We start from the raw sequence: 23340 nt of genomic DNA, 5'->3' as shown, positions 1-23340 counted from the left end.
GCTACAATATGGTATCAGCTGCAGAAATCATAGAGGAGGAGTCTGCCCATGCCGGGTAAAAGCCTAGAGAACATGCACGTAGCGGTCTTGGCGGGCGGCCATTCCGCCGAGCGCGAGATTTCGCTCAATTCGGGAAAGAACGTCGTGGTGGCCCTAAAGGAGGCTGGCTACACTTCGGTGGAGCTGCTCGATACGGCTGCCGATGATTTTATGGTGACTATGGCAACTGGCGATTTTGACGTGGCGTTTATCGCCATGCACGGCGCCGGCGGCGAGGATGGCGCCATGCAGGGAGCCATGGAGACGCTGGGTATCCCCTACACGGCGTCGGGTGTGCTCGCCAGCGCGTGTGGCGCCGATAAAGAGGTTTCAAAGCTTCTGTATGCCAAGGCGGGCATCCCCATTGCCCCCGGTTTGGCGCTTGAGGCGGGCGACGAGGTCGATATCGATCGCATCGTTGAGATTTGCGGCGAGCGTTGCTTTGTAAAGCCCGCCGTCAACGGCTCCAGCTACGGCATCTCCCTGGTACACGAGCCCTCTGAGCTGCCTGCCGCCATCGCCAAGGCCTTTGAGTACGGCGATAAGGTGCTGGTCGAAAAGTGCATCGAGGGAACCGAGATTACCGTAGGCGTCTACGGCGAGGATGACGTGCGCGCCCTGCCGATCGTCGAGATTCGCAAGCCTGAGGACTGCGAGTTCTATGACCTGGATGTGAAGTACGTCGATCCCACGGATATCCACCGTATTCCGGCGCAGATTTCGCCCGAAAACTATGCTCGTGCCCAGGAACTTGCCTGTGCGGCCCACAGAGCCCTCGGCTGTCTGGGCATTTCGCGCAGCGATTTTATCGTGAGCGAGGACGGCCCCGTCATCCTCGAGACCAATACGATTCCCGGTATGACCGATACGTCGCTGTATCCGGACGAGATTCGTCATACCGAAGACATGACCTTCCCGCAGGTCTGCGACAGTCTGATTCGCATGGGTCTCCGTCGAGCGGGCATTGCATGCTAATCGAGGACGCTGTATCTCCTGGAACGCCGCAGTTTGTCATTGATTCCTATGCAACGCTCGCCGAGCGTGCCCGCACACAATCGTTTGGCCTTATCGAGGAGGATGTTATCGTCCTCGATACCGAGACCACGGGTCTTTCGGTCCAGGACAACGAACTTATCGAGATTTCCGCGGCCCGTCTTTCGGGCCGCGAGGTCGTTGACCGCTTTGATACGTTTGTGCATCCCAAGCAGCTGATCCCTGCCGAAATCACTGAGCTCACAAGCATCACAAACGCCGATGTGGCCGATGCCCCCTCGGCTGTAGAGGCCGTGGCTGCGCTCGCCGATTTTGTGGGCGGGTGCCCGGTTATCGCGCACAATGCCACGTTTGACCGATCGTTCATCGAATCGGTCAAGGGCGGTGTCAACGTCAGCGACATCTGGATCGATTCGCTGGCGTTGTCCCGTATCGCGCTGCCGCGCCTGGCATCGCACAAGTTGTCCTTTATGGCCGATCTGTTTGGCTGCGACTCCGTGTCGCACCGTGCAAATGCCGATGTCGATGCCCTGTGTGGGGTGTGGCGCGTGCTGCTGGTTGCCCTTACGGACTTGCCGCAGGGCCTTATGGCGCGTCTGGCGGATATGCACGCGGATGTTCCTTGGTCCTATCGTCCCATTTTCTCGTTTTTGGCAGGTCAAAACCCCGGCTCGATTTTCTCGCTTGCCGCCGCCCGCGCCGACGTGCTCAAGGCCGATCGCGCCGATGATCGCGTGGATGCCGACGAGCTGCCGGTTCTTAACATGCCGAGTCGCGAAGAGATTGAGGCGGATTATGCCCCTGGTGGCCTAGTCAGCCGCATGTATCCCACATATGAGCCGCGCGACGAGCAGATTGCCATGGCGCTCGAGGTACGCGACGCGTTGGTTACGGATACGCATCGCGTGATAGAGGCCGGTACGGGTGTCGGTAAATCGATGGCGTATCTCGTGCCCTTTGCCGAGGCCGCCCGCCGAAACAACATTACCGTTGGCATTGCGACCAAATCGAATAATCTTGCCGATCAGCTTATGTACCACGAGCTGCCAAAACTCGCCGAACAGCTGGACGGAGGCTTGTCATTCTGTGCGCTCAAGGGATATGACCACTATCCGTGCCTGCGCAAACTCGAGCGCATGAGCCGAAGTCAGACCGAGATTACCACCAACCGCGATCCTGCCGACACGCTCACAGCGGTTGCGGTGATCATGGCGTATGTGTGCCAATCTGCCGATGGTGACCTCGATTCGCTCGGCATTCGCTGGCGCAGCGTCAACCGCCCCGACTTTACGACGGCCTCGCGCGAATGCGCTCGCCGCCTGTGTCCGTTCTTCCCCGATAAATGCCTCGTCCACGGTGCCCGTCGTCGCGCGGCGCATGCCGATATCGTGGTCACAAATCATTCCCTGCTATTTCGCAACGTTGCGGCCGAAGGGAGAATTTTGCCTCCCATCCGCCACTGGGTAATCGACGAGGCCCATTCCATCGAGCGCGAGGCGCGCCGCCAGTGGGCGCGCGTGGTCTCGGCAGACGAATCTCGCGTGCTATTTGAGCGCCTTGGCGGGTCGAGCTCCGGTGCATTGAGCCAGGTATCTCGTGATTTGGCGACATCCGAAGGCTCCACGCTTTATCTGGGGCTCACCGCGAAGGCGACGTCTACGGTCGCACGCGCGAGCATGGCACTCGCCGAGGTGTTTGACGGCGTGCGTGAGCTCGGCCGTCGCGCCCGCGGTGGCTATGACAGCGCAAATCTGTGGATTGGCCCCGAGTTGCGCGAGTCGGATGACTGGCATGACTTCTTGCAGTCTGCCAGCGCTGCTATCGATGCCCTGGAGCAGGCGGATAAAAATGTTGCCGCGCTGGTGCAGGCTGTCGCTGCCGATAAACCCGAGGTCGTCGTCGACCTGGGCGATATTTCGCGCCGTCTGCACGAGCTGGCCGAGAACCTCAAGCTCATCATTGACGGCACCGACGAGCATTATGTGTACTCGCTGCAGGTCAACCGCCGCCTACGTGCGGGCGGAGAATCCATGACCGCCGAGCGCATCGACATCGGCGAGGCCCTGGCGAACGAGTGGCTGCCCGAGGTGCATACGGCCATCTTTGCCTCGGCAACCATGACGGTGTCCAAGAGCTTTGAGCACTTTAACCATGCCGTAGGCCTCGATCGCATTGGCGCTTCGGCATCCTCGTCACTGCACCTGGATTCGAGCTATGACTTCGATTCGAACATGGCCGTAGTCGTGGCGGGGGACATTCCCGACCCTCGCGACCGCGAGGGCTATCTGTCCGCGCTCGAGCGCGTATTGGTCGATGCCCATCTTGCCATGGGCGGGTCGGTACTCACGCTGTTCACCAATCGCCGCGATATGGAAGACCTGTACGCTCGGGTTGAGCCCAAGCTGGCGCGTGCCGGCCTGGAACTCAATTGTCAGCAGCGCAATTCGTCTCCCCGTCGCTTGCGCGATCGCTTTATCAACGAGTCGACCTCGTCGCTCTTTGCTCTCAAAGCATTTTGGGAGGGCTTCGATGCCAGCGGCGAGACGCTGAGATGCGTCATTATCCCCAAGCTGCCATTCTCGAGCCCCACCGATCCTCTCTCGTGCGAGCGCAATCTGCGCGAGGACCGCGCCTGGGTACGCTACTCGCTGCCCGAGGCGGTTCTCGAGGTCAAGCAGGCGGCCGGTCGCCTGATTCGTTCATCGACCGATTGCGGCGTGTTGATTTTGGCCGACCCGCGTCTGGTGACGAAGGGTTACGGAAAGAAATTTCTGACATCGCTGCCTACCAGCTCGTATCAGCGCATCGAAACGGCGCAGATCGGCCACTATCTTCAGTTATGGCGCCAAGCGCACGAACGCCATCGCTAAGAACGGAAGGCCATTGCCTCGGCGGCATCACATAGACGCTTTGAAAGGGCGGGGTCGTCTGCGATGCGGATGGCTCCGCCCGCTGCGATAATCTGGCTAAACAGCCAGTTTTCGGAGCTATAGCAAACGGTCACGCTTGCCGTACCCTCCCCATCGGCTTTAATTGACCTGATACCTGCCCACCTCACGCGTTCTGCCATATCGAGCGGCATCAGGAGCTTAACGCTCTGGCTTGCCTGTGCAAGGGAATCGTGCAGGGACGTGGTTTCGGTCGTGTGACGCACGACGGAGTCTTCCGTCAGCAGAAGCTCCTCGATCTTGTCCATACGGTAGGAGCGCTGCCCGTCTGCCTCGACATCCCAGGCAATCAGGTACGTTTGGTCGCCGTTGGTCGTAATCTTTAGGGGGTCGATCAATCGCCTGCGTGGATGCTGGTCGTCCAGGGAGCGGTAGGTGACGAGGCATCGCACGCCATCCTGAATTGCACAACAGAGTTGCTGCCAATAAGATCCGCGGGCGACGGTATCGTCAACGCGTTGGTTGTATCCGAGTTCCGCCGGAAGGAGTGCGCGCCGGATGCGCGCCGCCGCGCACTCCTCGATTCCGAGTGACTCCAATTCATGATTGAGTACGGCGCCCTCGGCGGCACTCAGGCGAAGCGGCAGCACACGGCCCGCATCGCCGATGAGAACCACACGTTCATCGTGGCATTCGCAAATGATGCGCGCGCCCGATTCGCGGTCTGCGAGCGTCGAGATGATGCCGATGATCTCGTCGAGCGAAGCTCCGGAGATATCGAAGCGACTGCAGATTTCGTCTCGCGTCATGCCCGCCTCGCCGGCGGCATAGAGTGCCTCCATAATGTCGATGGAGCGCGAGAGCCTTTGTTCGCTGGTGAGCTTACGCACGGCCATGAGCGCTCACTGTCCTTTCGATGAGGCGGTTCCACGCCTGCTTGAGTTCGTTGGGCGCTACGGGCCTCATACCGTCAACGCTGTGTTCCATGCAAAATGACGCCGCCGCATTCAGGTCGCGAACGTCAACGGTCCAGGTCCAGCCGTCTTTGGCGTGCTCGAGCCTTCCTCGCCCACGTGTGAGGCCGTGGACCATGTCGGATTGAGCCTGCGGAGCAAACGAGAAAGTTGCCGTGACGGGCTGGCAATCGGAGAAATCGAATTCAAAGAAGAGGTAATCGTTGAGATTGAAGTCTGCGGGAATGGCGTAGGCCCGCGATGGACGCCACGCACGAACGATGCGATCGCAGCGAAAGGTTCTGATTTTTCCGGTGGCGTCATCTAGGCCGCAAAAGTAGGCTGTTCCTTCGCGCTCGAACATGCCGTAGACGCAAACAGTGCGTTGTCGTTGCTCACCCCGTCCGTTTTGATACAAAAAACGCAGCGCGCATCGGTCGGCAAACGCGCTCCATACCGCATCGACCGTCGGCGAGTGAACAACGGGGGGTTCGGCCGTATTCGTCTCGCCAGTAAGATAGGCAATTTTGGAGCGTATGTCGGCGAGCGGGGTCGCAAAGGCCGAAGAGCCCGTGGTGAGGGTCTGATCGATAGCGTTTAGCAGAATGTCGGCATCGTCTGCGGTGATCAAGCCGCCCGCGGCAAACGTATGCTCACGGTCGATCGTCCAGGCGCTCTCCTCGGTCTCCTGGGCACCTGCGGCGCGAACTTCCTTGATCACAATGCCCCGCTCGAGCAGCTTGTCGCGGTCGCGGCGAAATTTTCGCTTATCCGAGTCGACGTTGCCCGATCCGTAGCCTAGGTCAGAATCCAGCACGATCTGCTCGGTTGTTAGAGGCTCGGGGGAACTGTTGAGGACAAAGAAAAGGTTGAGGATACGCTGGGCGGTTTTGTCGAAACCGGGTTCTGGCGCATTTGTTTTGTTTGTCGCGGTCATATCGCTTACCGTCATAGAATCCTCGCATGGGAAGGTTATTTGATGCCATGATTTTAATCCGATATGGAGATTAGGCTATATCCTTGTCCGCTCAGTGCGTTAAGATGCCCAGATTTCGGCCGATTGCGTTCGCTCGGGGTATACTTTCGACTATATACGGTTCTAATGTGCAAGCATTGGGCCTATTTGTCGGATTATGGATGTGGAGCGCACATGGCGAACACCCAGAACTATATCAATCACCTGCTGCAGGGCACGGGCATCACGCCGGCGTGCAGCGAAGAAGAGCGTTTGGCTGCCGAGGATATCGCCCAGATCTTCCGCAATCATGGCTTTGATCCCGAAGTCCAGGAATTTAACGCTCCTGCACCCAGCAGGCTGGCATTTGCCGTCACAGGCATCCTGTCTTTTGCCGGTGCCCTGCTTATGGGTATTGGCGGCAGCATCGGCTTAATCGGTGTTCTGCTGGCCATCGCCGGTGCCGTGTTGTATGTGCTCGAGCGTACCGGTCGCCCTGTTATCTCTCGTCTGGGCAAGACGGGCGTGAGTCAAAATGTCATTGCCTATCACAAGGCCACAGGTCCGCTTGCATCTCCGCGCAACCGTCCGGTGGTTGTTGTCGCCCATTACGATTCTCCGCGTGCCGAGCTCCTCGCTCGCGAACCGTACGCGCCGTATCGCGCGCTCATCGCCAAGATGCTGCCGGTCGCCACGATTGTCCCCGCTGCCGTCGCCATTCTGCGTATACTGCCGCTCCCCGGCGCTCTGAAGGTTCTGCTTTGGATCGTTGCGATCCTCGCCTCTCTTGTGGCGCTCGCCAACGCGGCCAATATCATTGCCAACCGTTTTGTTCTTCCCTATACGTCCGGTGCGGTCTGCAATAAGTCTTCTGTAGCCGCGATGCTCGGTGTCATGGATAACGTTGCCCCTTACCAGGGCGAAAACGAGTTCCCCAACGACATTCCGTTTGATGACTATTTTGGTGAGCAAAAGCGTCGTGCCGAGGAGATGGCGCGCGCGGCGGCTGAGTATGCCGCTGCCCAGCAGCAAAACGACTACGGCAACACCATCGAGTACGAAGAGCCCTCCTACACCGAGGACGAGTTTGGCCAGCCGATCGCTCCCGAATCCGAGCAGGGCGAAGTTTTTGACGAGCAGATCGATGGCTTTGGGGGTGCCTCAGCTGACGAAACCCTGATTGGTGTCATTGCTCCCGAGGCTCAGGCTGAAGCCGAGGTTGCTGCCGAGCCGGTCGCGGATGAGGATGTCGTCGAGTCGATTGGGGCGCCCGCTGTCGCCGAGCCGAGCGAGCCCGAGCCCAAGCTGTATCGCAATGCCGCCGGTAATATTCGCTTTGGTTCTGATGCCATTCGTGCCTTGGGGATGCTTCCCGAGTCGTGCACGCTTGATTACGAAGAGGGCGAGGAGCCGACGATCGATCCCGCGCCTGCTTCGGTTGAACCTGTCGCCGCGCCTGCCGACGAGCCCGTCGTCGATACCGAGCCCGAGACGGAACCCGAGCCCAGCCCTGCACCCGAGCCGGACACCGCTGCACCCGCTCCGGTGGTTCAGGATGTGTACGACGATTCCGCCAGCGATTACGATGAGTATCCGCAGCGCGTTTCTTATGAGAGCGATACCGTTTTTTCGGCCGATCTACCGGTCGCGACGCCCCATGCCGATATAGCATCTGCGTTCTCTTCGATTGGAGCCAGCGCTTCAAGCTTCTTTAAGGGCGCACTCGCTAAGGGTAAAAAACTTGTCGACGACCTTGAGGAAAAGCGTGCCGCTGCGCGCGAGGTGGCAGAGCAGGAGGCTATTGCCCACCAGCAGGCTGCCGAGGCCGAGCGTGAGCGTGCGGCGCGGGAATTTGAACAGCATGAGGCTGAGCAGCCTGCCGCGACGGAGGTCGCCGAGGCTACGACGTCCTTTGAGGCCCAGCAGCCAATCGACGCCACCGAGACGCTCGATGCCGCGAAGTTCGATGCCACGATAACGTTCGAGAAGCAGGGTACTGCCATCGCCGATCCCCTTTCTGTTTCCGATGAGTCCCAGGATGCTGCAGATGAGATCGAGGCGCCCGAAGCCGAGCCGGCTGAGAGTGTCGATGCCGAGCAGGTTGAGAACGTTGACGCCGAGACGAACACCGCCGACGAGATTGAAGCCGACGCGACGGTCGTCGTTGAGCAAGAAGAGACCCCGGTGATTTCTAACGCCGATGAGTCCAGGCCGTACTCTACGCAGATCTTTACCATGCCTGCCCCGAGCGATCCCGGCTCCACGGTTGCCAACCCCGCATCGGCGCAGGTCGAGACGGTTGATTCGCTCATGGCACAGATTTCGTCCAAGGCCGCACCGCGTCCGCAGATGAATATCCCCGATCCCGCTTCTGCTCCGGTGCTCACACCTTCTTCTTCGCCGCTTGCCTCGGTCCCCGATCCATCGCTGCCCTCGATGCAGCAGGCAAACGTCGCATCCCGCACATCCCTCTTCGATCTCCCCGACCCCTCGGCTCAGGCCGACGATCCTTTCGCGACGGCTCAGGGGCCCGAGCCCACGTCGGCGCCGGTTGCCCCCTCCATGCCCGTTTCTTCGGGCGCTCAGCCCATCGAAACCATCTCGGCTCCCGTCGTCAAGGAGGCAAAGCCTCAGAAGCGCGGTCTGGGCGGCTTGTTCGGACGCAAAAAGAAGAATGAGCAGAACAGCATGAGCGACTGGCTGGGCGTCGAGGATGACTACGATGCCAAGAAGTCTGGCCGCGGTATCGGCTCTTGGGATAACTTTGAGGACGATGATAACGGCTGGAAGGGCGGTGCCACCTCTTCTGACGGCGCTTCTGCCGAGGACATGCTTTCGGCTGTTGCCTCCATGGGTGATGACGAGCTGCTTGGTCACGATATCTGGTTTGTGGCAACGGGTGCCTCGGATTGTGACGGCGCCGGTATGAAGGCGTTCCTCGAAGCCCATCGCGATAAGCTGCGTGGTGTGTTCTTTATCAATCTTGAGTCCATTGGAGCCGGTAGGCTTTCGGTCGTGACGGTCGAAGGCGAGCAGCAGTTGCTCAAGGGTGATCGCCGCATCATGAATCTGGTCAGCAAGGTGTGCAAGTCGTTCCACGTTGATTGTGGCGCGTTTGAGATGCCCTATGCCAAGACCGATGCCTATGCCGCGCTCGAGGCGAGCCGTCGCGCCCTCACAATTGCCGGTGTCGATGGCCCGCGTCTTGCCTGCGCGCGCACCGGAGACGATTTGCCGTACAACGTCAACCCGACGAACATCGCTACGGTGTCCGAGGTTGTCACCGAGGTCATCCGCCGTTCGTAGCGGACCTCTAAGGAGTTAGCGTGTTTTCATACATCAAACGCCATTGGCCCGTCTATGTGGTTCTGTTTTTGATCGCCATCGCTATGGGTCTGGGGGCCGCATATATCGTGGGCGCTAAGGGGTCGACGCCCAGGTCCACGATGAGCGAAGAGGTGGAGCAAGAGCAGAGTTTGGGTGCCGACGGCATTTCGGATGGCGATCTGGAACTTGTTGACGGCGGGTCTGCGCCTACGGAATAGCCTTTGGTTACATACGCCAGATAACGGGCGAGCCGGCATATCGGCTCGCCCGTTATTTCTACCTACTCCTCTTTTGATGCCGAGCTTAGCCAAGTGAGCCAAATTGCTGTGCCACCGGCGGTCAATAATGCGGTGAGAAAAGAGATGATGGGTGCATTGCCCGTATTTGGAAGATCCTGCGGAATGGCGCATTTTTGAACAACACGATCTTTATCGTGCGACTCGAGTTTTTCGCCTCCTCCGTTGCGGCAAAGGTCAACACGGGCACTGTTGGCGAGTGCGGTTTGGGGCGTATAGGATGAGGTTGCACACATCCGGATGATTGCTCCGTGTAAATCCGATTTGAGGGATGCCGTCGCGTCGTCAAGGTCGTCATGCTCGTCTTTAAGCCCATTGCGATTCCAAGAATCGTTGTCGCGCCGGGTCGTAAAGTCTGCGGAAACCGAGCCATACTCAAAGCGAATCCCCGTGATAACATCGTCGTCCGAAAGCGTAAGGTCCTTTACTTCGAGGGTGGAAGACTCCGTGGTCGAGACATCGGCTTTCCAAAGACTCCAGCCATCGTAATCGACAATCCGCACATCCTCGCCCAGCCGCTCTTTGACCTCGGCTGTCTCGAGCCACGGGTTGGTGTGTTCATCGTCAAGTGTGGCGTTGGCCTTTTCCTTTATGCCCAACTTGTCTGCCGGTGACGTTCGATACCAAACATTGCAGAGCCCGTTTAAGTCGCCGACGGCGATCGGGGTTTTAATGGCGACAAGTTTGGCCGTGCCGTCTTTGGCACATTCGAGATCGTCGGTGACGGTGAACTCGTCGACCCAGGTGCTCGATTCGTTTTGAGCGTCGATGGTGTAGGAATAGGAGCCCTTACTGTCGGGTTGCGTCGCCGCCCGGTTTTTACCGTCGCCGTTCGCCACTGTTCCCTTTGCGGTTGGCCGCGCGATTTCTTGTCGCTTGTCGACGCTCCCCTTAATCTCAATCGGTGCATCCGTCATGGTTACGGCCTGGATCTTCCCCGTATCCTCGACTTCAAAGGATACGTCTTCAGCGAGGTCATAGGAGCGCGGGGACATTGTTTCGCGTAGGGTATAAGAACCGGGTTCAAGGTGCTCCACGCGATGGGGCTGCTCGGATGATATCCAAGAATCAATTTCTGTTCCATCGGCGTCGCATAAGACCAGTCGGGCGCCTTTAACTTCATGCTTGTCTGTTATATCGACCTTGGAGAAATCGACCTTGGTGTAATCATTAGACAATTTGATCTGCGACTCGACCACGGGGACCTTCTGGTCGATATAAGCAAGCTCAACGATATGTGCTGTCCGATCAAGTAGATAGCCGTCGGGAGACTGGGTTTCAACGACTTCGTATCGTGCCGTTCCGCAACCCAGCGAAAGGTTGTCTACGCGAGCTTTACCCTGTTCATCAGTTGTGACGGCGGCAACGGCTTCACCGGCAAGGGCGGCAATGTGGCCATCGGGGCAAACGATATCGTCGGTAGCGCGAATTTCAAACTTGGCACCAGATAGGGCACTGCCGTCTACTGCGTCAGCCTTCACGATCTCGATGCTTCCGGTTGCCGCGCTGTTGAAATACGAGACGGCGGCGATAGGTGTGAGATCTGCATCGGCAGGAATCGTCACCTTCAGTTCGTCGCCCACAAGGTAGGGCGCTTTGGCTGCGACTTCTCGTACGTAATATGTGCCCGGCTTGAGCGATTCTGGCAACGTGACGGTGCCGGTCGCATTGGTGGTAAAGGTGTTCATAACGTTGTGCGTCGGATACCAGCATGTTTGAGAGATGGGTTCACGGTTGCTGTTGAGCAGCTGAAAACTAAAGCCGGCAAGGGGGACGGAAGCTCCCGTCTGGGCATCGCGTTTGATGATTTGGAGATGTGTCGAAAGGGTGTGATTGTCCACTATGTACTGAAGCTTGGCTCCGTCGGCGATTTGCTCGGGCGCGATGGTCCAATCCTCTGCCCGCTTGAAGCCTGTGGGAACAGTTTCCGGGACCTCGCGAACGGTATAGCCCTCACGATCGTAGGGGATGGCTCCATGGACGCCGTCCGGTCGTGTGCCCGCGCCAAACCAGGCCTTGGGCTGGTCTTTGGTGGATGCGAAGCCATAGATATTTGTCGTCAATGTGCCTACGACCTGCTTAGAGCTGTTGCTGACGATTTCAAAGACGACGCCTTCCGCTGGCTGTTCTAATCCCGATTGCTCGCCGTTCCCGTAATCCTTGAACTTGGAAATCTCGATATCAAACGCAACATGAGTATTGGGGATGCGGCGTTCGAGCTCAACGACGCCCATGTCGTTTAGTTGATTGGGACCGACCGTATAGGTCCAGCTGTCATGGGGGAGCAGGTAGCCCTCTGGCGCTTTCGATTCGTAGAGGGTAAAGGTTCCCAGGGGAATGCCGCTTAAGGTCGCCTGGCCATCGCCTTCGGTCGTGAAGGTACGCGTCCACCCAGGGGTAGATTGCGAGACACAGGTAAATTCGGCTTTGGCGAGCGAGGTTCCCGCCTGCGCTCCGGCATTCGTGGCGGCATCGGTTTTGACGACACGCAGCGTGATAGAACCTGGCTGCTCGTTGATTGTGACATGTCCGCCGCTATTTCCGGTGGTAAAGGCAATGCGATCGCGTCGGGACAGATAGCCTGTCGGCGCTTTGGTTTCGATTAGGTAGTATGCCGTGTTGGGCAAAAGTGTTGCCCGTGCACGACCGTTGCCGTCCATTTTGATGCTGCCGACGTGTTTGTCCGTGTTTTCCTCAAAGATGTTAAACGTCGCCCCACCTAACTGATACGTATCGTTCCCGCTGGTAATGACAGTGTCTGCAGATCTTTTCTCAAAGGATACGTTGATGGTGGGCAAAACGTAGAGCATATCCTGGTGCCGGCCTTCGTTAGAGACGGGTCCGTGATAGCGTCTGGCGCGATGCGGGTCGGCCTTAATATTTCCGGCTTTTGCGTTGTCGTAGAGCCAGCGCGCCGCCGCGACAACCTCGGCGTCTTGATCGAACTTGCCGCTTTTGGCAACGCCGGCGTTGTTTGTATACGCAAAAGAGCCATCGGGGCGCGTGGTTCCTTTGAGCATCCACACGGCAATCTGGGTTGCGGCGCGGGCGCGTTCGGCCGTTAGGTCATGGCCGCCAAATGATGTGGCGGAAGGGTATCCATGGCAGATGACGGCGGCAAACTCGTTGTCGAGCCATGTCCAACCCTGATTGTAGGTCCGCCAGGGTCCTCCCGGGCTGCTGGGGCCGGGGCAGTCTTGGTTCATGCAGTAAGAAATCGAGGCGTCTTGTGCCTCATACTTGCCAATGCCAAACGGTCCGCACATATCGCTGATGGTGCGAAAACTAAGCGTATCGTTTCCATCGACGGCGCAGGCGGTACCAGGCGTGGCGCAGGCTAGAAACAACAAGAGGAATAGGAGCAGCGGTGCTGTTGCGATTGCGCTGTGGACAGAGTGCGTGGGTGCATTGGACATGGCTGCTCCTTATCCTTTGTGCGCCGCGCTGGGAGATTGCGGCGCGTGGGATGAGATTAGCGCCGGGGGTCATACGGGTAAGTACCGCGAGCTGACCAAGAACTTGCCAAGTTCCCAACAAATGGAGACCGGTTTTAGATAATCAAACAAAAGAGCAGGTAGAAGACGGTGTAAAACAGGTTACTCGAGTCCCTGTTTTCGCAATTCGAGCAACAAGAAGATGATTTTCCATGCGTAAAACAAGGGTTAGCGCCCTTGTATCAAACAAGACAACCGCGTTATACTATCCCCCACATATGCGGGCATCGCCAAGTGGTAAGGCATCAGCTTCCCAAGCTGACACTCGCGGGTTCGAGTCCCGTTGCCCGCTCCAGTTAAAAGTACAAGCACGGCACCATCACGGTGTCGTGCTTTTTTCAATAAAGCGCCGGGACTCGAACCCGACAGGGTGTGAGCGTTAAGCAAACGCGAAGCGTTTGTAGCGAGCAGGTGAAGGCGCCGACAGGCGCCTGAAGCCGGTGCGGATTTGCGAAGCAAATGCGCGGATGTCCCGTTGCCCGCTCCAGTTAAAAGTACAAGCACGGCACCATCACGGTGTCGTGCTTTTTTCAATAAAGCGCCGGGACTCGAACCCGACAAGGTGTGAACGTTAGGCAAATGGCAAAATGTTAGGTTAATACCTGCTGCCTATACTTGCACCTGCGCACGGTACAATGGTTGGGTTACGACCAACGTGCCAATAACCAAAAAGGAGCCGCTATGATCGATCGCTATACCCGCCCGGAGATGGGACACATCTTCTCCCTCGAGAACAAGTACGCCATTTGGCAGGAGATTGAGGTTCTGGCCTGCGAGGCCCAGGCGGAGCTCGGCAAGATCGGTATTTCTAAAGAAGAAGCTCAGTGGATCCGCGACCACGCCAACTTTGAGAAGGCGAAGGTCGACGAGATCGAAGAAGTCACGCGCCATGACGTCATTGCCTTCCTGACCAATATGAAGGAGTATATCGACGCCGATGTTCCCGAGGGCGAGCCTAAACCCAGCCGTTGGGTTCACTATGGCATGACCAGCTCTGACTTGGGCGATACGGCCCTGTGCTATCAGCTCACCCAGGCCTGCGACCTAATTATCGAGGACGTCAAGAAACTCGGCGAGATCTGCAAACGTCGCGCTTTCGAGGAGCGTAACACGCTCTGCGCCGGTCGCACTCACGGCATCCACGCCGAGCCTATGACCTTTGGTATGAAGTTTGGCTCTTGGGCCTGGGAGCTCAAGCGCGATCTGGATCGCCTTGAGGACGCTCGCAAGAACGTCGCCTTCGGTGCCATCTCGGGTGCCGTTGGCACCTACAGCTCCATCGAGCCGTTTGTCGAGGAGTATGTCTGCGAGCACCTGGGTTTGGTTCACGACCCGCTGTCCACGCAGGTTATCAGCCGCGACCATCATGCCTACCTCGCTGGCGTCCTCGCCACCACGGCGGCCACCTGCGAGCGCATTGCTACCGAGGTTCGCAATCTGCAGAAGACCGATACACTCGAGGCCGAGGAGCCGTTCCGCAAGGGTCAAAAGGGCAGCTCCGCCATGCCGCACAAGCGTAATCCCATCACCATGGAGAAGGTCTGTGGCCTGTCGCGCATCGTGAAGTCCAACGCCCAGGTCGCCTTCGACAACGTCGCCCTGTGGCATGAGCGTGACATTTCGCACTCTTCTGCCGAGCGCGTCGCCCAGGCCGATAGCTTTATCGCGCTTGACCACATGTTCCAGTGCCTTATCCGCGTTATCGATGGCCTCCAGCTGTATCCGGCTCGCATGATGGCCAACCTCAACAAGACCCGCGGTCTCATCTTCTCCTCCAAGGTTCTGTTGGCCCTCGTCGATACGGGCATTACCCGTGAGGACGCCTACGCAATCGTGCAGGAAAACGCCATGGCGACCTGGCATGAGGTGCAGGACTGCGTTTCCGGCCCCACCTTCAAGGAGCGCCTCGAGGCCGATCCGCGCTGCACCGTCAGCCAGGAGAAGCTCGACGAGATCTTTGATCCGTGGGACTTCCTCACCCGCATCGATACGGTCTTCGATCGTCTGGAGCAGCTGAACTTCGAGTAGGTTCGGGCATAACGTTAGCTTTTTAGGGCGCTTTGCTGGTAATGTGTGTTGCCGGTAAAGCGCCTCGTTGCATTTATGGAAAGACGGGGATAATAGTCGTCTCGAATGACATTCTGAGAAGGAGATCGCATGATTTCGTTTGATTACAAGCCCCAGGGCGTGTGTACTCGCAATATTCACCTCAATCTTTCCGATGACGGCAGCAAAGTGCTGGGCGTTGAGTTTACCGGCGGCTGCAACGGCAACCTCAAGGCCATCTCTAAATTGGTCGAAGGTGTTTCTTCCGATCGCGTGATTGAGGTGTTGGCCGGCAATACGTGCGGCACGAAAAAGACCTCCTGTGCCGACCAGCTTACGCGTGCCATCGAGGCCGCGCGTGCCGAGATTGCCTAATGAGTATTTTTGATCGCGTTAAGAATGGGGTAACGCGCCGAGGATTTGTGTTGGGTGGTGCTGCCGCGAGTGCTGCCACGCTGCTTGCGGGGTGCTCGAAAAAAACGGGCACCAGCGATGATGCTGCCGGTGAGCCGCAGGTTATCAAAGATGATTCCAAGATCGTCTCGATTACCGAAGAGTATGAGGCCGTCGACATTGATCTTAAGCCGACGGCGTCGTGGACGTTGCCATTGGGGACGCTGCTGTACTACTGCGATGGCGGTTACGCTGCGGCGATGATGGCGCCCGCATCTGCGCTGCATGCCAACACGCTTGGCGTGTTCAACATGGGGGACGGCTCACTCACCACGTTGATTGACGATCCTGTCGAGGGTTCCGGTTATGCGTTTTACGACGTTCGCGCCACCGATAGCGTGTTTGCGTGGGTTGAGATGAACTACGCGAATTCGTCGTGGAAGCTCTATGCGCAAACCCTGTCGGGCGCGGCGCTTACTGGTAATGCCGTTGAGCTTGATCGCGGCGGTGAGGACTACGACCCTCCGCTGTTTACCGCCTTTGACTCGTCGGTCATCTGGTACAAGATGCCTTCGACCGGTGGCAATAAGACCGGCAGCGATTCATATTGCTACCGCCGTTCGCTCGATGAATCTAAAGCGGAGGCAATCTGGAAGTCGACAGGCCGCTTTGCGTCTGCACCGCGCGTGAGCGATGGCATCCTGACTATCTCACCCCGCGTGCGCAATGACGAGGGCGTCTACTACGGCATGACGGCGATCGACCTGACGGACGGCAACAATACCAAGAGGGCTCAGCTGGTCCTTCCTTCGTCGGTGTCACCTTTCGAGGCCGTATATATGGGCGATACGTTTGTGTTCTCCATTGAGGCGACCTATGCCGGCGTGGGCGGCCTGGGCAATATGGGTACCTACATTGGTAACGAGGGCGGCCCGTATCAATTTCTATCGCGCGAACCGCTTGCGTGCGCCGCCGGCAGGAAGGGCAAATATCTGGTTAAGGTTCAGGCATCGCATTTTCTGATCGATACCTCCGCTAAAACCTATGGTTCGCTGCTGTCGCCCGACCGCGCTCTCGAATATGGCGACTATCCAGCTACGGCGGGAAAATCGAATACGTTTTTAACCTATGCCACGGTGCGTAATAGCCAAGGAATTCCCGAGACGGTTACCGCTCGCCTGTTCTCTCTTTAGCGCCGAGGGGTTAAAAAGGCGCCAACGGGGGAATAAGCCCATTGTAACCGTGAGTACCGCCCGCCGAGCTGTCGCGCCCATGCGATGCCCGGTGGGCTCAGGTGCGTTAAAATGGGCTTGTTCTTAGCTAATTGAGACAGGGGGGCCGTGTTATGGCTTCAGATGCAAAAAAGATTCTGCTGGTCGAGGACGAGAAGGCGATCCGTGACGCTGTCGCTGCCTATCTCGAGCGCGAGGGCTACTGGGTTGTTGGCGTTGGCGATGGCCAGTCTGCGATCGAGGAGTTCGAGAAGCACCAGTTCGACCTGGTTGTGCTCGACCTTATGCTCCCCAAGATCCCCGGCGAGCGCGTTTGCCGCACTATCCGCGATACCTCGGATGTGCCCATCATCATGCTTACCGCCAAGGGCGAGATCGAGGATCGCATCATCGGCCTCGAGCTTGGTGCCGACGACTACCTGATCAAGCCGTTCTCGCCGCGCGAGCTCGTCGCCCGCGTTCGCGCCCTGTTCCGTCGTGCTCACCAGACAGACGAGCCCGCCGTTGAGGTACTCGACTTTGGCGATCTGGTCATCGATATCTCGGGCCACAAGATCTTGGTCGAGGGCAAGGAAGTTGATTTGACCGCTTCCGAGTTTAAGCTGCTCACCACGCTTGCTCGCCACCCCGGTCGCGTCTATAACCGTATGGAGCTGGTCGAGAAGGTGCTCGGCTACGACTTTGAGGGCTACGAGCGCACCATCGACAGCCACGTGAAGAACCTTCGCGCCAAGCTGGGCGACGACCCCAAGAAGCCTAAGTGGCTCTATACCGTTCACGGCGTCGGTTATCGCTTCGAGGCTCCGGCCAAGACCGATAAGCCGGACGAGAAATAGGTAAATCACATATGACACCTGCGCGCTTTGAAATCGGACAAAAGCACAAGCAGGAGAACGAGGCGGGTTCCAAGGCAAGTTGGAACACGCCTCGTTCCGATTCACGGCCGGCGATGAGCTATCCCTCGCGTATGGCTTTGGCTTTTGCCCTGACATCGCTCATGACGGTATTGGTGCTGGTGGGCGTTGTCTCCGTTGTGTGGGGCACCGTCTTTTCGGATTACACGCGCTCCAATATCGTCGAGATCGCCAATTCTGCTGCCGAAAAGCTTGCGACGTCGTATGAGGAAAACGGCAATTGGACTGCGGGCGAGCTGCGCACGGTCGCGACATCGAGCTTGGTGTCCGACGACCTGGGTATGCAGGTCGTCAACAAAAAGGGCGTTGTCGTTTATGACGACTCATGGCCTTCGGCAAGTGCGACCGCCGATGTGCGCGAGAGCGAATTGCCGTCGAGCAGCTCGAGCGGTAAAAAGGCCTCGCATAGCCCGGTCTCGTCAGCGCCCACCGACTCCGATAGCGTTGCCAACGTCGAAATCGTTACGTCCTCTGGCGAGCATGTCGGACAGGTAAAGCTATGGGCTATCGGCTCCGACGCTCTGCTCACTAAGGCAGATTCTGCATTTAGGGAGAAGACCTTTAACGCCATGGCTCTTGCCGCGGTTGTTGCAATCTGCATCTCGGTCGTTATCGGATCGCTCGTGTCGCGCATGCTTACCAAGCCGATTCATCGTATTACGAGCACAGCCAAGCAAATTCGCGACGGCGATCTGTCTGCTCGTACGGGCTTGCGCGGCGATGACGAAATCGATCAGCTGGGTGAGACCTTTGACGAGATGGCCACCTCGCTCGAGAAAGATATGAAGCACGAAAAGCGCCTGACCTCGGATGTCGCACACGAGCTTCGTACACCGCTCATGGCCATGCTTGCAACGGTCGAGGCCATGCAAGACGGCGTGTACCCCACCGACGACGAGCATCTGGAGACGGTCGCTTCCGAGACGCGTCGCCTCGCTCGTTTGGTGCAGCAGATGCTCGACCTATCGCGTATGGAAAACAGCACGGCTCCGCTCAATCTCGAACCGGTGGACATGGTTCCGTTCGTGCGATCGATTGTGAACGGCCAGGAGCGTCTGTTTGCCGACCGTGACCTTCGCCTTCGCTTTGCAGATGAAACCCAGGGGCACGACGATGTCGTCGAGGCCGATCCCGACATGATCACGCAATGCGTCATCAACCTCATGAGCAACGCCATGCGCTACACCCCCGAGGGCGGTTGGGTCGTAGTGTCGGTGCTCAGTGACCGCAAGCATGTCAGTATTGCCGTTTCGGATACCGGTATCGGTATTGCCAAGGACGATCTGTCGCGTATCTTCGGACGATTTTGGCGCGCCGATGCCAGCCGCGCCCGCGAAGCTGGCGGCCTGGGCGTCGGCCTCGCCGTAACTAAACAGATCGTCGAGCGTCACCATGGCTACATATCCGTGGAGTCGGAGCTTGGAAAGGGTACGACTTTTACGATTCATCTGCCCCGCGAGCACACGGCGGACGCGGCATCTACTACAATGGAGCACTAGCTTTTCGCTATTCGGTGAAGGAGGGACCGCGTCCCTGCCGCTCCGAGTTTGCGAAAACGTGCGGTAAAGAACCCGCATTTCTGTCGTATTTAGGTAAGGAGTGACTCACGTGACAACGATGGAGCGTCGTCCGGATTCCCGTGGCAAGGTTCGTGATATCTACGATGCCGGCGAAAACCTGTTGATGGTCGCCACCGATCGCATTTCTGCGTTCGACTTTATTCTTCCCGACGAAATTCCGTTTAAGGGAGAGGTGCTCAACCGTATCTCGGCGTTCTGGTTCGACAAGTTTGCCGATATCGTCCCCAATCACCTCGTCTCCATCGATCCGGCGGATTTCCCCAAGGAGTTTGCCGAGTATCGTGACTATCTCGCAGGCCGCGCCATGCTGGTTAAGAAGGCCCAGACGATTCCTATCGAGTGCATCGTCCGCGGCTATCTGACCGGTTCGGGCAAGAAGACCTACGACGAGAACGGCACCGTCTGCGGCATCCAGCTGCCTGAGGGCCTGACCGAGGCCTCCAAGCTCCCCGAGCCGCTGTTCACCCCGTCCACGAAGGCCGAGATCGGTGATCACGACGAGAATATCTCGTTTGAGCGTTGCTGCGAGATCGTTGGCGAGGACATCGCCACGCAGATTCGCGATCTATCTCTTAAGATCTACAAGGCTGCCGCCGAGTATGCAGCGACCCGTGGCATCATCATTGCCGACACCAAGTTTGAGTTTGGTGTCATCGATGGCAAGGTCACGCTGATCGACGAGTGCCTCACGCCCGACTCCAGCCGTTTCTGGCCTGCCGCCAGCTACGAGGAGGGTAAGATTCAGCCTAGCTACGACAAGCAATTCGTCCGCAATTGGCTCAAGGCCAACTGGGATATGACGGGGGAGACCCCGCATCTGCCCGCCGAGGTCATCGATGGCACGTCCGAGCGCTATCGCGAGGCCTTCCAGATCATCACGGGCTCCCAGTTTACAAGCATGAAGGAGAACGCGTAAGTGAGTACCCGCAGCGCCACGAACAAGCGCACGCAATCCCACGAGGTTACCGGGGTTGCGCGCAAGTCCGCCGCATCCGCCAAGCCAGCTCGTCAGGCAGCGAGTTCTGTTCGCGTCGTGCCGGCATCATCCAAGGCACGCCGCAAGGAGCTCGAGAAGGGCGAGAGCCTCGAGGGCCTCTCTAAAGAGGAGAAGCGCGCCCGCAAGGCTAAGCGGCGCGCCAAGGAGGACCGCATCTACACGGTGTCGAGTATCCTTCTCAAGCAGGATGAGGACTACACCAAGCGCCGCCGCATCTGGTGGGCCGTGCTTACTATCGGCATGGTGCTCGTCGTGGCCATTTGGTCTTCGCTGTACTTCGCTCCCGCTGGCATGGTGTCCAGCCCCGTCCAGATGGCCGGCATTGTTTTGTCCTACATCGTCATTCTGGGTGACTTCATCTACGACTTCGTGCGCATCCGTCCCTTGCGTAATATGTATCGCGCGCAGGCCGAGGGCATGTCCGATAACAAGCTCAACGCTATCATCGAGCGCTCGGCTGCCAAAGAGGACAAGAAGGCCTCCAAGAAGAAGTAGTAGCGTTACAACCTATAGATATCGCTAAGATATAAGGCGCGTCGTTTTTTGCGGCGCGCCTTTTTACTGTCCTGTAGATAGATGGAGTGGCACATGATTCGAGCTGCCCTGACGGTCGAAGAGGCTCTGGAGGGTATGAAGTCCCTGGAGCCCAAGATTAGAAATTATGCGCGTCTCGTTGTCCGCAAGGGCGTCAACGTTAAGCCCGGTCAGGAGGTCGTCGTTCAGTCTCCTGTCGAGTGCGCGTCATTTGCGCGCGTGGTGGTTGCGGAGGCTTATGACGCCGGTGCCGGTCACGTGACGGTCATCTGGGCTGACGATGCCGTGACGAGGCTTACCTACGAGTATGTCGAGAAAAGCTATTTTGAGCAGACTCCCGAGTGGAAGCGCATGCAGCTGGATTCGTTGGCTCAGGACGGAGCCTGCTTTATCTTTATTGAGGGCACGGACCCTGCTGCCCTCAAGGGCATCGATCCCGCTAAGCCTGCCGCAGCTTCTAAGGCGAGGAACATGCAGTGTAAGGTCTTCCGCCGTGGACTGGACTACAACATTAACCCGTGGTGCATCGCCGGCGCTCCGGTCGCTGCTTGGGCGCGCGAGGTATTCCCGGGAGACGCCGATGAGGTTGCAGTCTATAAGCTGTGGAATGCGATTCTGCACACCGCTCGTGCTGATGGCCAGGACCCGGAGAGCGACTGGGAGCTCCATGACGCCACATTCGAAAAGAACCTGCGCTTCCTAAACGATAATCAATTTGATTGCCTGCACTACACCGCTTCGAATGGAACTGATCTGACGATTGGAATGACGAAAGGCCATGAGTGGGCCGGCGGCAAGGGAAAAACTCCCGACGGTCACCCTTTCTTCCCCAACATTCCCACCGAGGAGGTCTTCACCTCGCCCGATCGTATGCGCGCCGACGGCATCGTGTACTCGGCTATGCCGCTCATTCACCACGGCAATAAGGTTGACGATTTTTGGATTAAGTTCGAGAACGGCCGCGTAGTGGACTATGACGCTCGCGTGGGTAAGGCAACGCTTGCGAGCATTATTGAAACCGATGAAGGTGCTGCTCATCTGGGCGAGGTTGCGCTTATTTCCAAGAACACACCGATTCGTGAAAGCGGCATTCTATTCTACGACACACTCTATGACGAGAACGCCAGCTGTCACCTTGCGTTGGGTGTCGGTTTTCCCGAGTGCATCGAAAGCGGGTATGACATGTCCAAAGAGGAACTTCTGGAGCATGGCGTCAACGTTTCGAGCACGCACGTTGACTTTATGATTGGCACGGACGACATCGATATTACGGGCATTACACCTGATGGACGTGAAATTGTGATTTTCCAGAACGGCCAATGGAGTTGGGAATAGTCTCAGACCGTGGTACAATGCCATCCGCGGGCCGTTAGCTCAGCTGGCAGAGCAGGGGACTTTTAATCCCAAGGTCCAGGGTTCGAACCCCTGACGGCCCACCATAGAATAGAAAAGCGACTGGCGGATGCCGGCCGCTTTTTTGTTGCCGGTGCACGGGTTCGAACCCGAAAGGGCGCGGAGCTGAGGAAACGCGTCAGCGTTTGCCAGCGCAGCGCGCGAGGCGCGGGGGCGCCGAAGCGGCCGCCCGCGCAGCGGGCCCGAACCCCTGACGGCCCACCATAGAATAGAAAAGCGACTGGCGGATGCCGGCCGCTTTTTTGTTGCCGGTGCACGGGTTCGAACCCGATCTTCTCTATATATAAGGACGCCTGGCGGCCAAAACCAGCCTTTTACCGACAGGAAACCAAAACCAGATGCCGTTAGAGTAAAGTAGCGCACCAGAGATGACCGATACCTCAACACCTATAAACCAGCTGGTCATCGCCAATACCGGAAGCCGATGCTTCAGATATGACTTCAGTGGAACAGCTGAAGGATCAATTTATTTGTGAACAAAATATGGAGTGCGTGATTCCCGCCCCCGGGGCCCCTCCGGTCTGGCAATATATCTCCTTGCCGCGCGGCCCGGTCGGACCGGGAACCGGCGCAGGCGTGCACCTTGAGAACCGGATACTGCGAGGATGGACACACCAGATGTGTCGCATCCGGGCAGACATCGAACCATTTGAAATGGTCTGACTTGGATTCGTTTTTCGCAAGGCCGCCGAGAGGCGGCCCCGAGAAATTCCTTTTCCTATCAAACAGAACCATATGAATCGAACGGAACCGATCAGCGATGACTGAGAGGACCGGACGGGCTCGAGGCCCAAACATATTTGGACGGAGAGTTCGATCCTGGCTCAGGATGAACGCTGGCGGCGCGCCTAACACATGCAAGTCGAACGGCACCTATCTTCGGATAGAGGCGAGTGGCGAACGGCTGAGTAACACGTGGAGAACCTGCCCCCTCCCCCGGGATAGCCGCCCGAAAGGACGGGTAATACCGGATACCCCCGGGCGCCGCATGGCGCCCGGGCTAAAGCCCCGACGGGAGGGGATGGCTCCGCGGCCCATCAGGTAGACGGCGGGGTGACGGCCCACCGTGCCGACAACGGGTAGCCGGGTTGAGAGACCGACCGGCCAGATTGGGACTGAGACACGGCCCAGACTCCTACGGGAGGCAGCAGTGGGGAATCTTGCGCAATGGGGGCAACCCTGACGCAGCGACGCCGCGTGCGGGACGGAGGCCTTCGGGTCGTAAACCGCTTTCAGCAGGGAAGAGACGAGACTGTACCTGCAGAAGAAGCCCCGGCTAACTACGT

15 protein-coding genes, 2 tRNA genes and 1 rRNA gene are annotated in these 23340 nt (G+C 58.1%); 15 read left to right on the top strand and 3 right to left on the bottom strand.

Annotated features, from left to right (window positions below):
* Window positions 1-48: 48 nt before the first annotated feature.
* Window positions 49-1014, top strand: a complete 966-nt coding sequence (locus ACTQX9_RS01760) for a D-alanine--D-alanine ligase family protein (protein WP_441540313.1) — start codon at window positions 49-51, stop codon at window positions 1012-1014.
* Window positions 1008-3902 (top strand): helicase C-terminal domain-containing protein, encoded by a 2895-nt coding sequence (locus ACTQX9_RS01755; protein ID WP_441540312.1) that lies wholly within the window; start codon window positions 1008-1010, stop codon window positions 3900-3902. The genes ACTQX9_RS01760 and ACTQX9_RS01755 overlap by 7 nt, the downstream gene beginning before the upstream one ends.
* Here the strand turns inward: ACTQX9_RS01755 and ACTQX9_RS01750 are convergent.
* Window positions 3899-4816, bottom strand: coding sequence for a helix-turn-helix transcriptional regulator (locus ACTQX9_RS01750; RefSeq protein WP_441537032.1), 918 nt, complete (start codon window positions 4814-4816; stop codon window positions 3899-3901). The genes ACTQX9_RS01755 and ACTQX9_RS01750 overlap by 4 nt on opposite strands.
* Window positions 4803-5825, bottom strand: a complete 1023-nt coding sequence (locus tag ACTQX9_RS01745; RefSeq protein WP_154516810.1) for a helix-turn-helix transcriptional regulator — start codon at window positions 5823-5825, stop codon at window positions 4803-4805. Before ACTQX9_RS01745 ends, ACTQX9_RS01750 begins: the two co-directional genes overlap by 14 nt.
* A gap of 198 nt (window positions 5826-6023) precedes the next feature.
* Here ACTQX9_RS01745 and ACTQX9_RS01740 point away from each other — a divergent pair, with 198 nt between their 5' ends.
* Window positions 6024-9134: a hypothetical protein gene (locus ACTQX9_RS01740; RefSeq protein ID WP_441540311.1), complete on the top strand. Its 3111-nt coding sequence runs from the start codon at window positions 6024-6026 to the stop codon at window positions 9132-9134.
* Window positions 9135-9154: 20 nt separating this feature from the next.
* A complete protein-coding gene (locus ACTQX9_RS01735) occupies window positions 9155-9373 on the top strand; it encodes a hypothetical protein (protein WP_441540310.1) in 219 nt (72 codons plus the stop codon).
* 62 nt (window positions 9374-9435) lie between these two features.
* Here the strand turns inward: ACTQX9_RS01735 and ACTQX9_RS01730 are convergent, their stop codons facing one another.
* The gene (locus ACTQX9_RS01730) at window positions 9436-12867 is read right to left on the bottom strand and encodes a SpaA isopeptide-forming pilin-related protein (RefSeq protein WP_441540309.1); all 3432 of its coding nucleotides are present in this window, start codon (window positions 12865-12867) and stop codon (window positions 9436-9438) included.
* Between the two features lie 298 nt (window positions 12868-13165).
* On the opposite strand from ACTQX9_RS01730, the gene ACTQX9_RS01725 reads away from it, so the two are divergent.
* From ACTQX9_RS01725 to ACTQX9_RS01675, 11 genes are all read left to right on the top strand, one after another.
* Window positions 13166-13240: transfer RNA gene (locus ACTQX9_RS01725), tRNA-Gly, on the top strand.
* Window positions 13241-13626: 386 nt separating this feature from the next.
* Window positions 13627-14973: an adenylosuccinate lyase gene (gene purB, locus ACTQX9_RS01720; RefSeq protein WP_441540308.1), complete on the top strand. Its 1347-nt coding sequence runs from the start codon at window positions 13627-13629 to the stop codon at window positions 14971-14973.
* A gap of 129 nt (window positions 14974-15102) precedes the next feature.
* Window positions 15103-15366 carry a TIGR03905 family TSCPD domain-containing protein gene (locus ACTQX9_RS01715; RefSeq protein ID WP_427717875.1) on the top strand — a complete coding sequence of 88 codons (264 nt, stop codon included), beginning with the start codon at window positions 15103-15105 and terminating at the stop codon, window positions 15364-15366.
* Complete coding sequence (locus ACTQX9_RS01710) at window positions 15366-16577, top strand: hypothetical protein (RefSeq protein WP_427748135.1); 1212 nt, start codon at window positions 15366-15368, stop codon at window positions 16575-16577. The genes ACTQX9_RS01715 and ACTQX9_RS01710 overlap by 1 nt, the downstream gene beginning before the upstream one ends.
* Before the next feature lie 152 nt (window positions 16578-16729).
* On the top strand, window positions 16730-17452 hold the full coding sequence (locus tag ACTQX9_RS01705) for a response regulator (RefSeq protein WP_441540307.1): 723 nt from the start codon (window positions 16730-16732) through the stop codon (window positions 17450-17452).
* Window positions 17453-17463: 11 nt separating this feature from the next.
* Window positions 17464-19029, top strand: coding sequence for a sensor histidine kinase (locus ACTQX9_RS01700; protein WP_154516828.1), 1566 nt, complete (start codon window positions 17464-17466; stop codon window positions 19027-19029).
* 118 nt (window positions 19030-19147) lie between these two features.
* The gene (locus ACTQX9_RS01695) at window positions 19148-20026 is read left to right on the top strand and encodes a phosphoribosylaminoimidazolesuccinocarboxamide synthase (RefSeq protein WP_154516897.1); all 879 of its coding nucleotides are present in this window, start codon (window positions 19148-19150) and stop codon (window positions 20024-20026) included.
* A complete protein-coding gene (locus ACTQX9_RS01690) occupies window positions 20027-20602 on the top strand; it encodes a hypothetical protein (protein WP_427717870.1) in 576 nt (191 codons plus the stop codon).
* Window positions 20603-20695: 93 nt separating this feature from the next.
* Window positions 20696-21976: an aminopeptidase gene (locus ACTQX9_RS01685; protein ID WP_441537028.1), complete on the top strand. Its 1281-nt coding sequence runs from the start codon at window positions 20696-20698 to the stop codon at window positions 21974-21976.
* A gap of 28 nt (window positions 21977-22004) precedes the next feature.
* Window positions 22005-22080: transfer RNA gene (locus ACTQX9_RS01680), tRNA-Lys, on the top strand.
* A 775-nt stretch (window positions 22081-22855) separates the two neighbouring features.
* Window positions 22856-23340 (top strand): 16S ribosomal RNA (locus ACTQX9_RS01675); the annotation flags it as partial.

It is taken from the genome of Collinsella sp. LCP19S3_F2, assembly GCF_052121015.1.
GTDB lineage: Bacteria > Actinomycetota > Coriobacteriia > Coriobacteriales > Coriobacteriaceae > Collinsella.
Note: the sequence above shows the minus strand (reverse complement) of the source record. Positions and strands in the feature narration are given on the sequence as shown.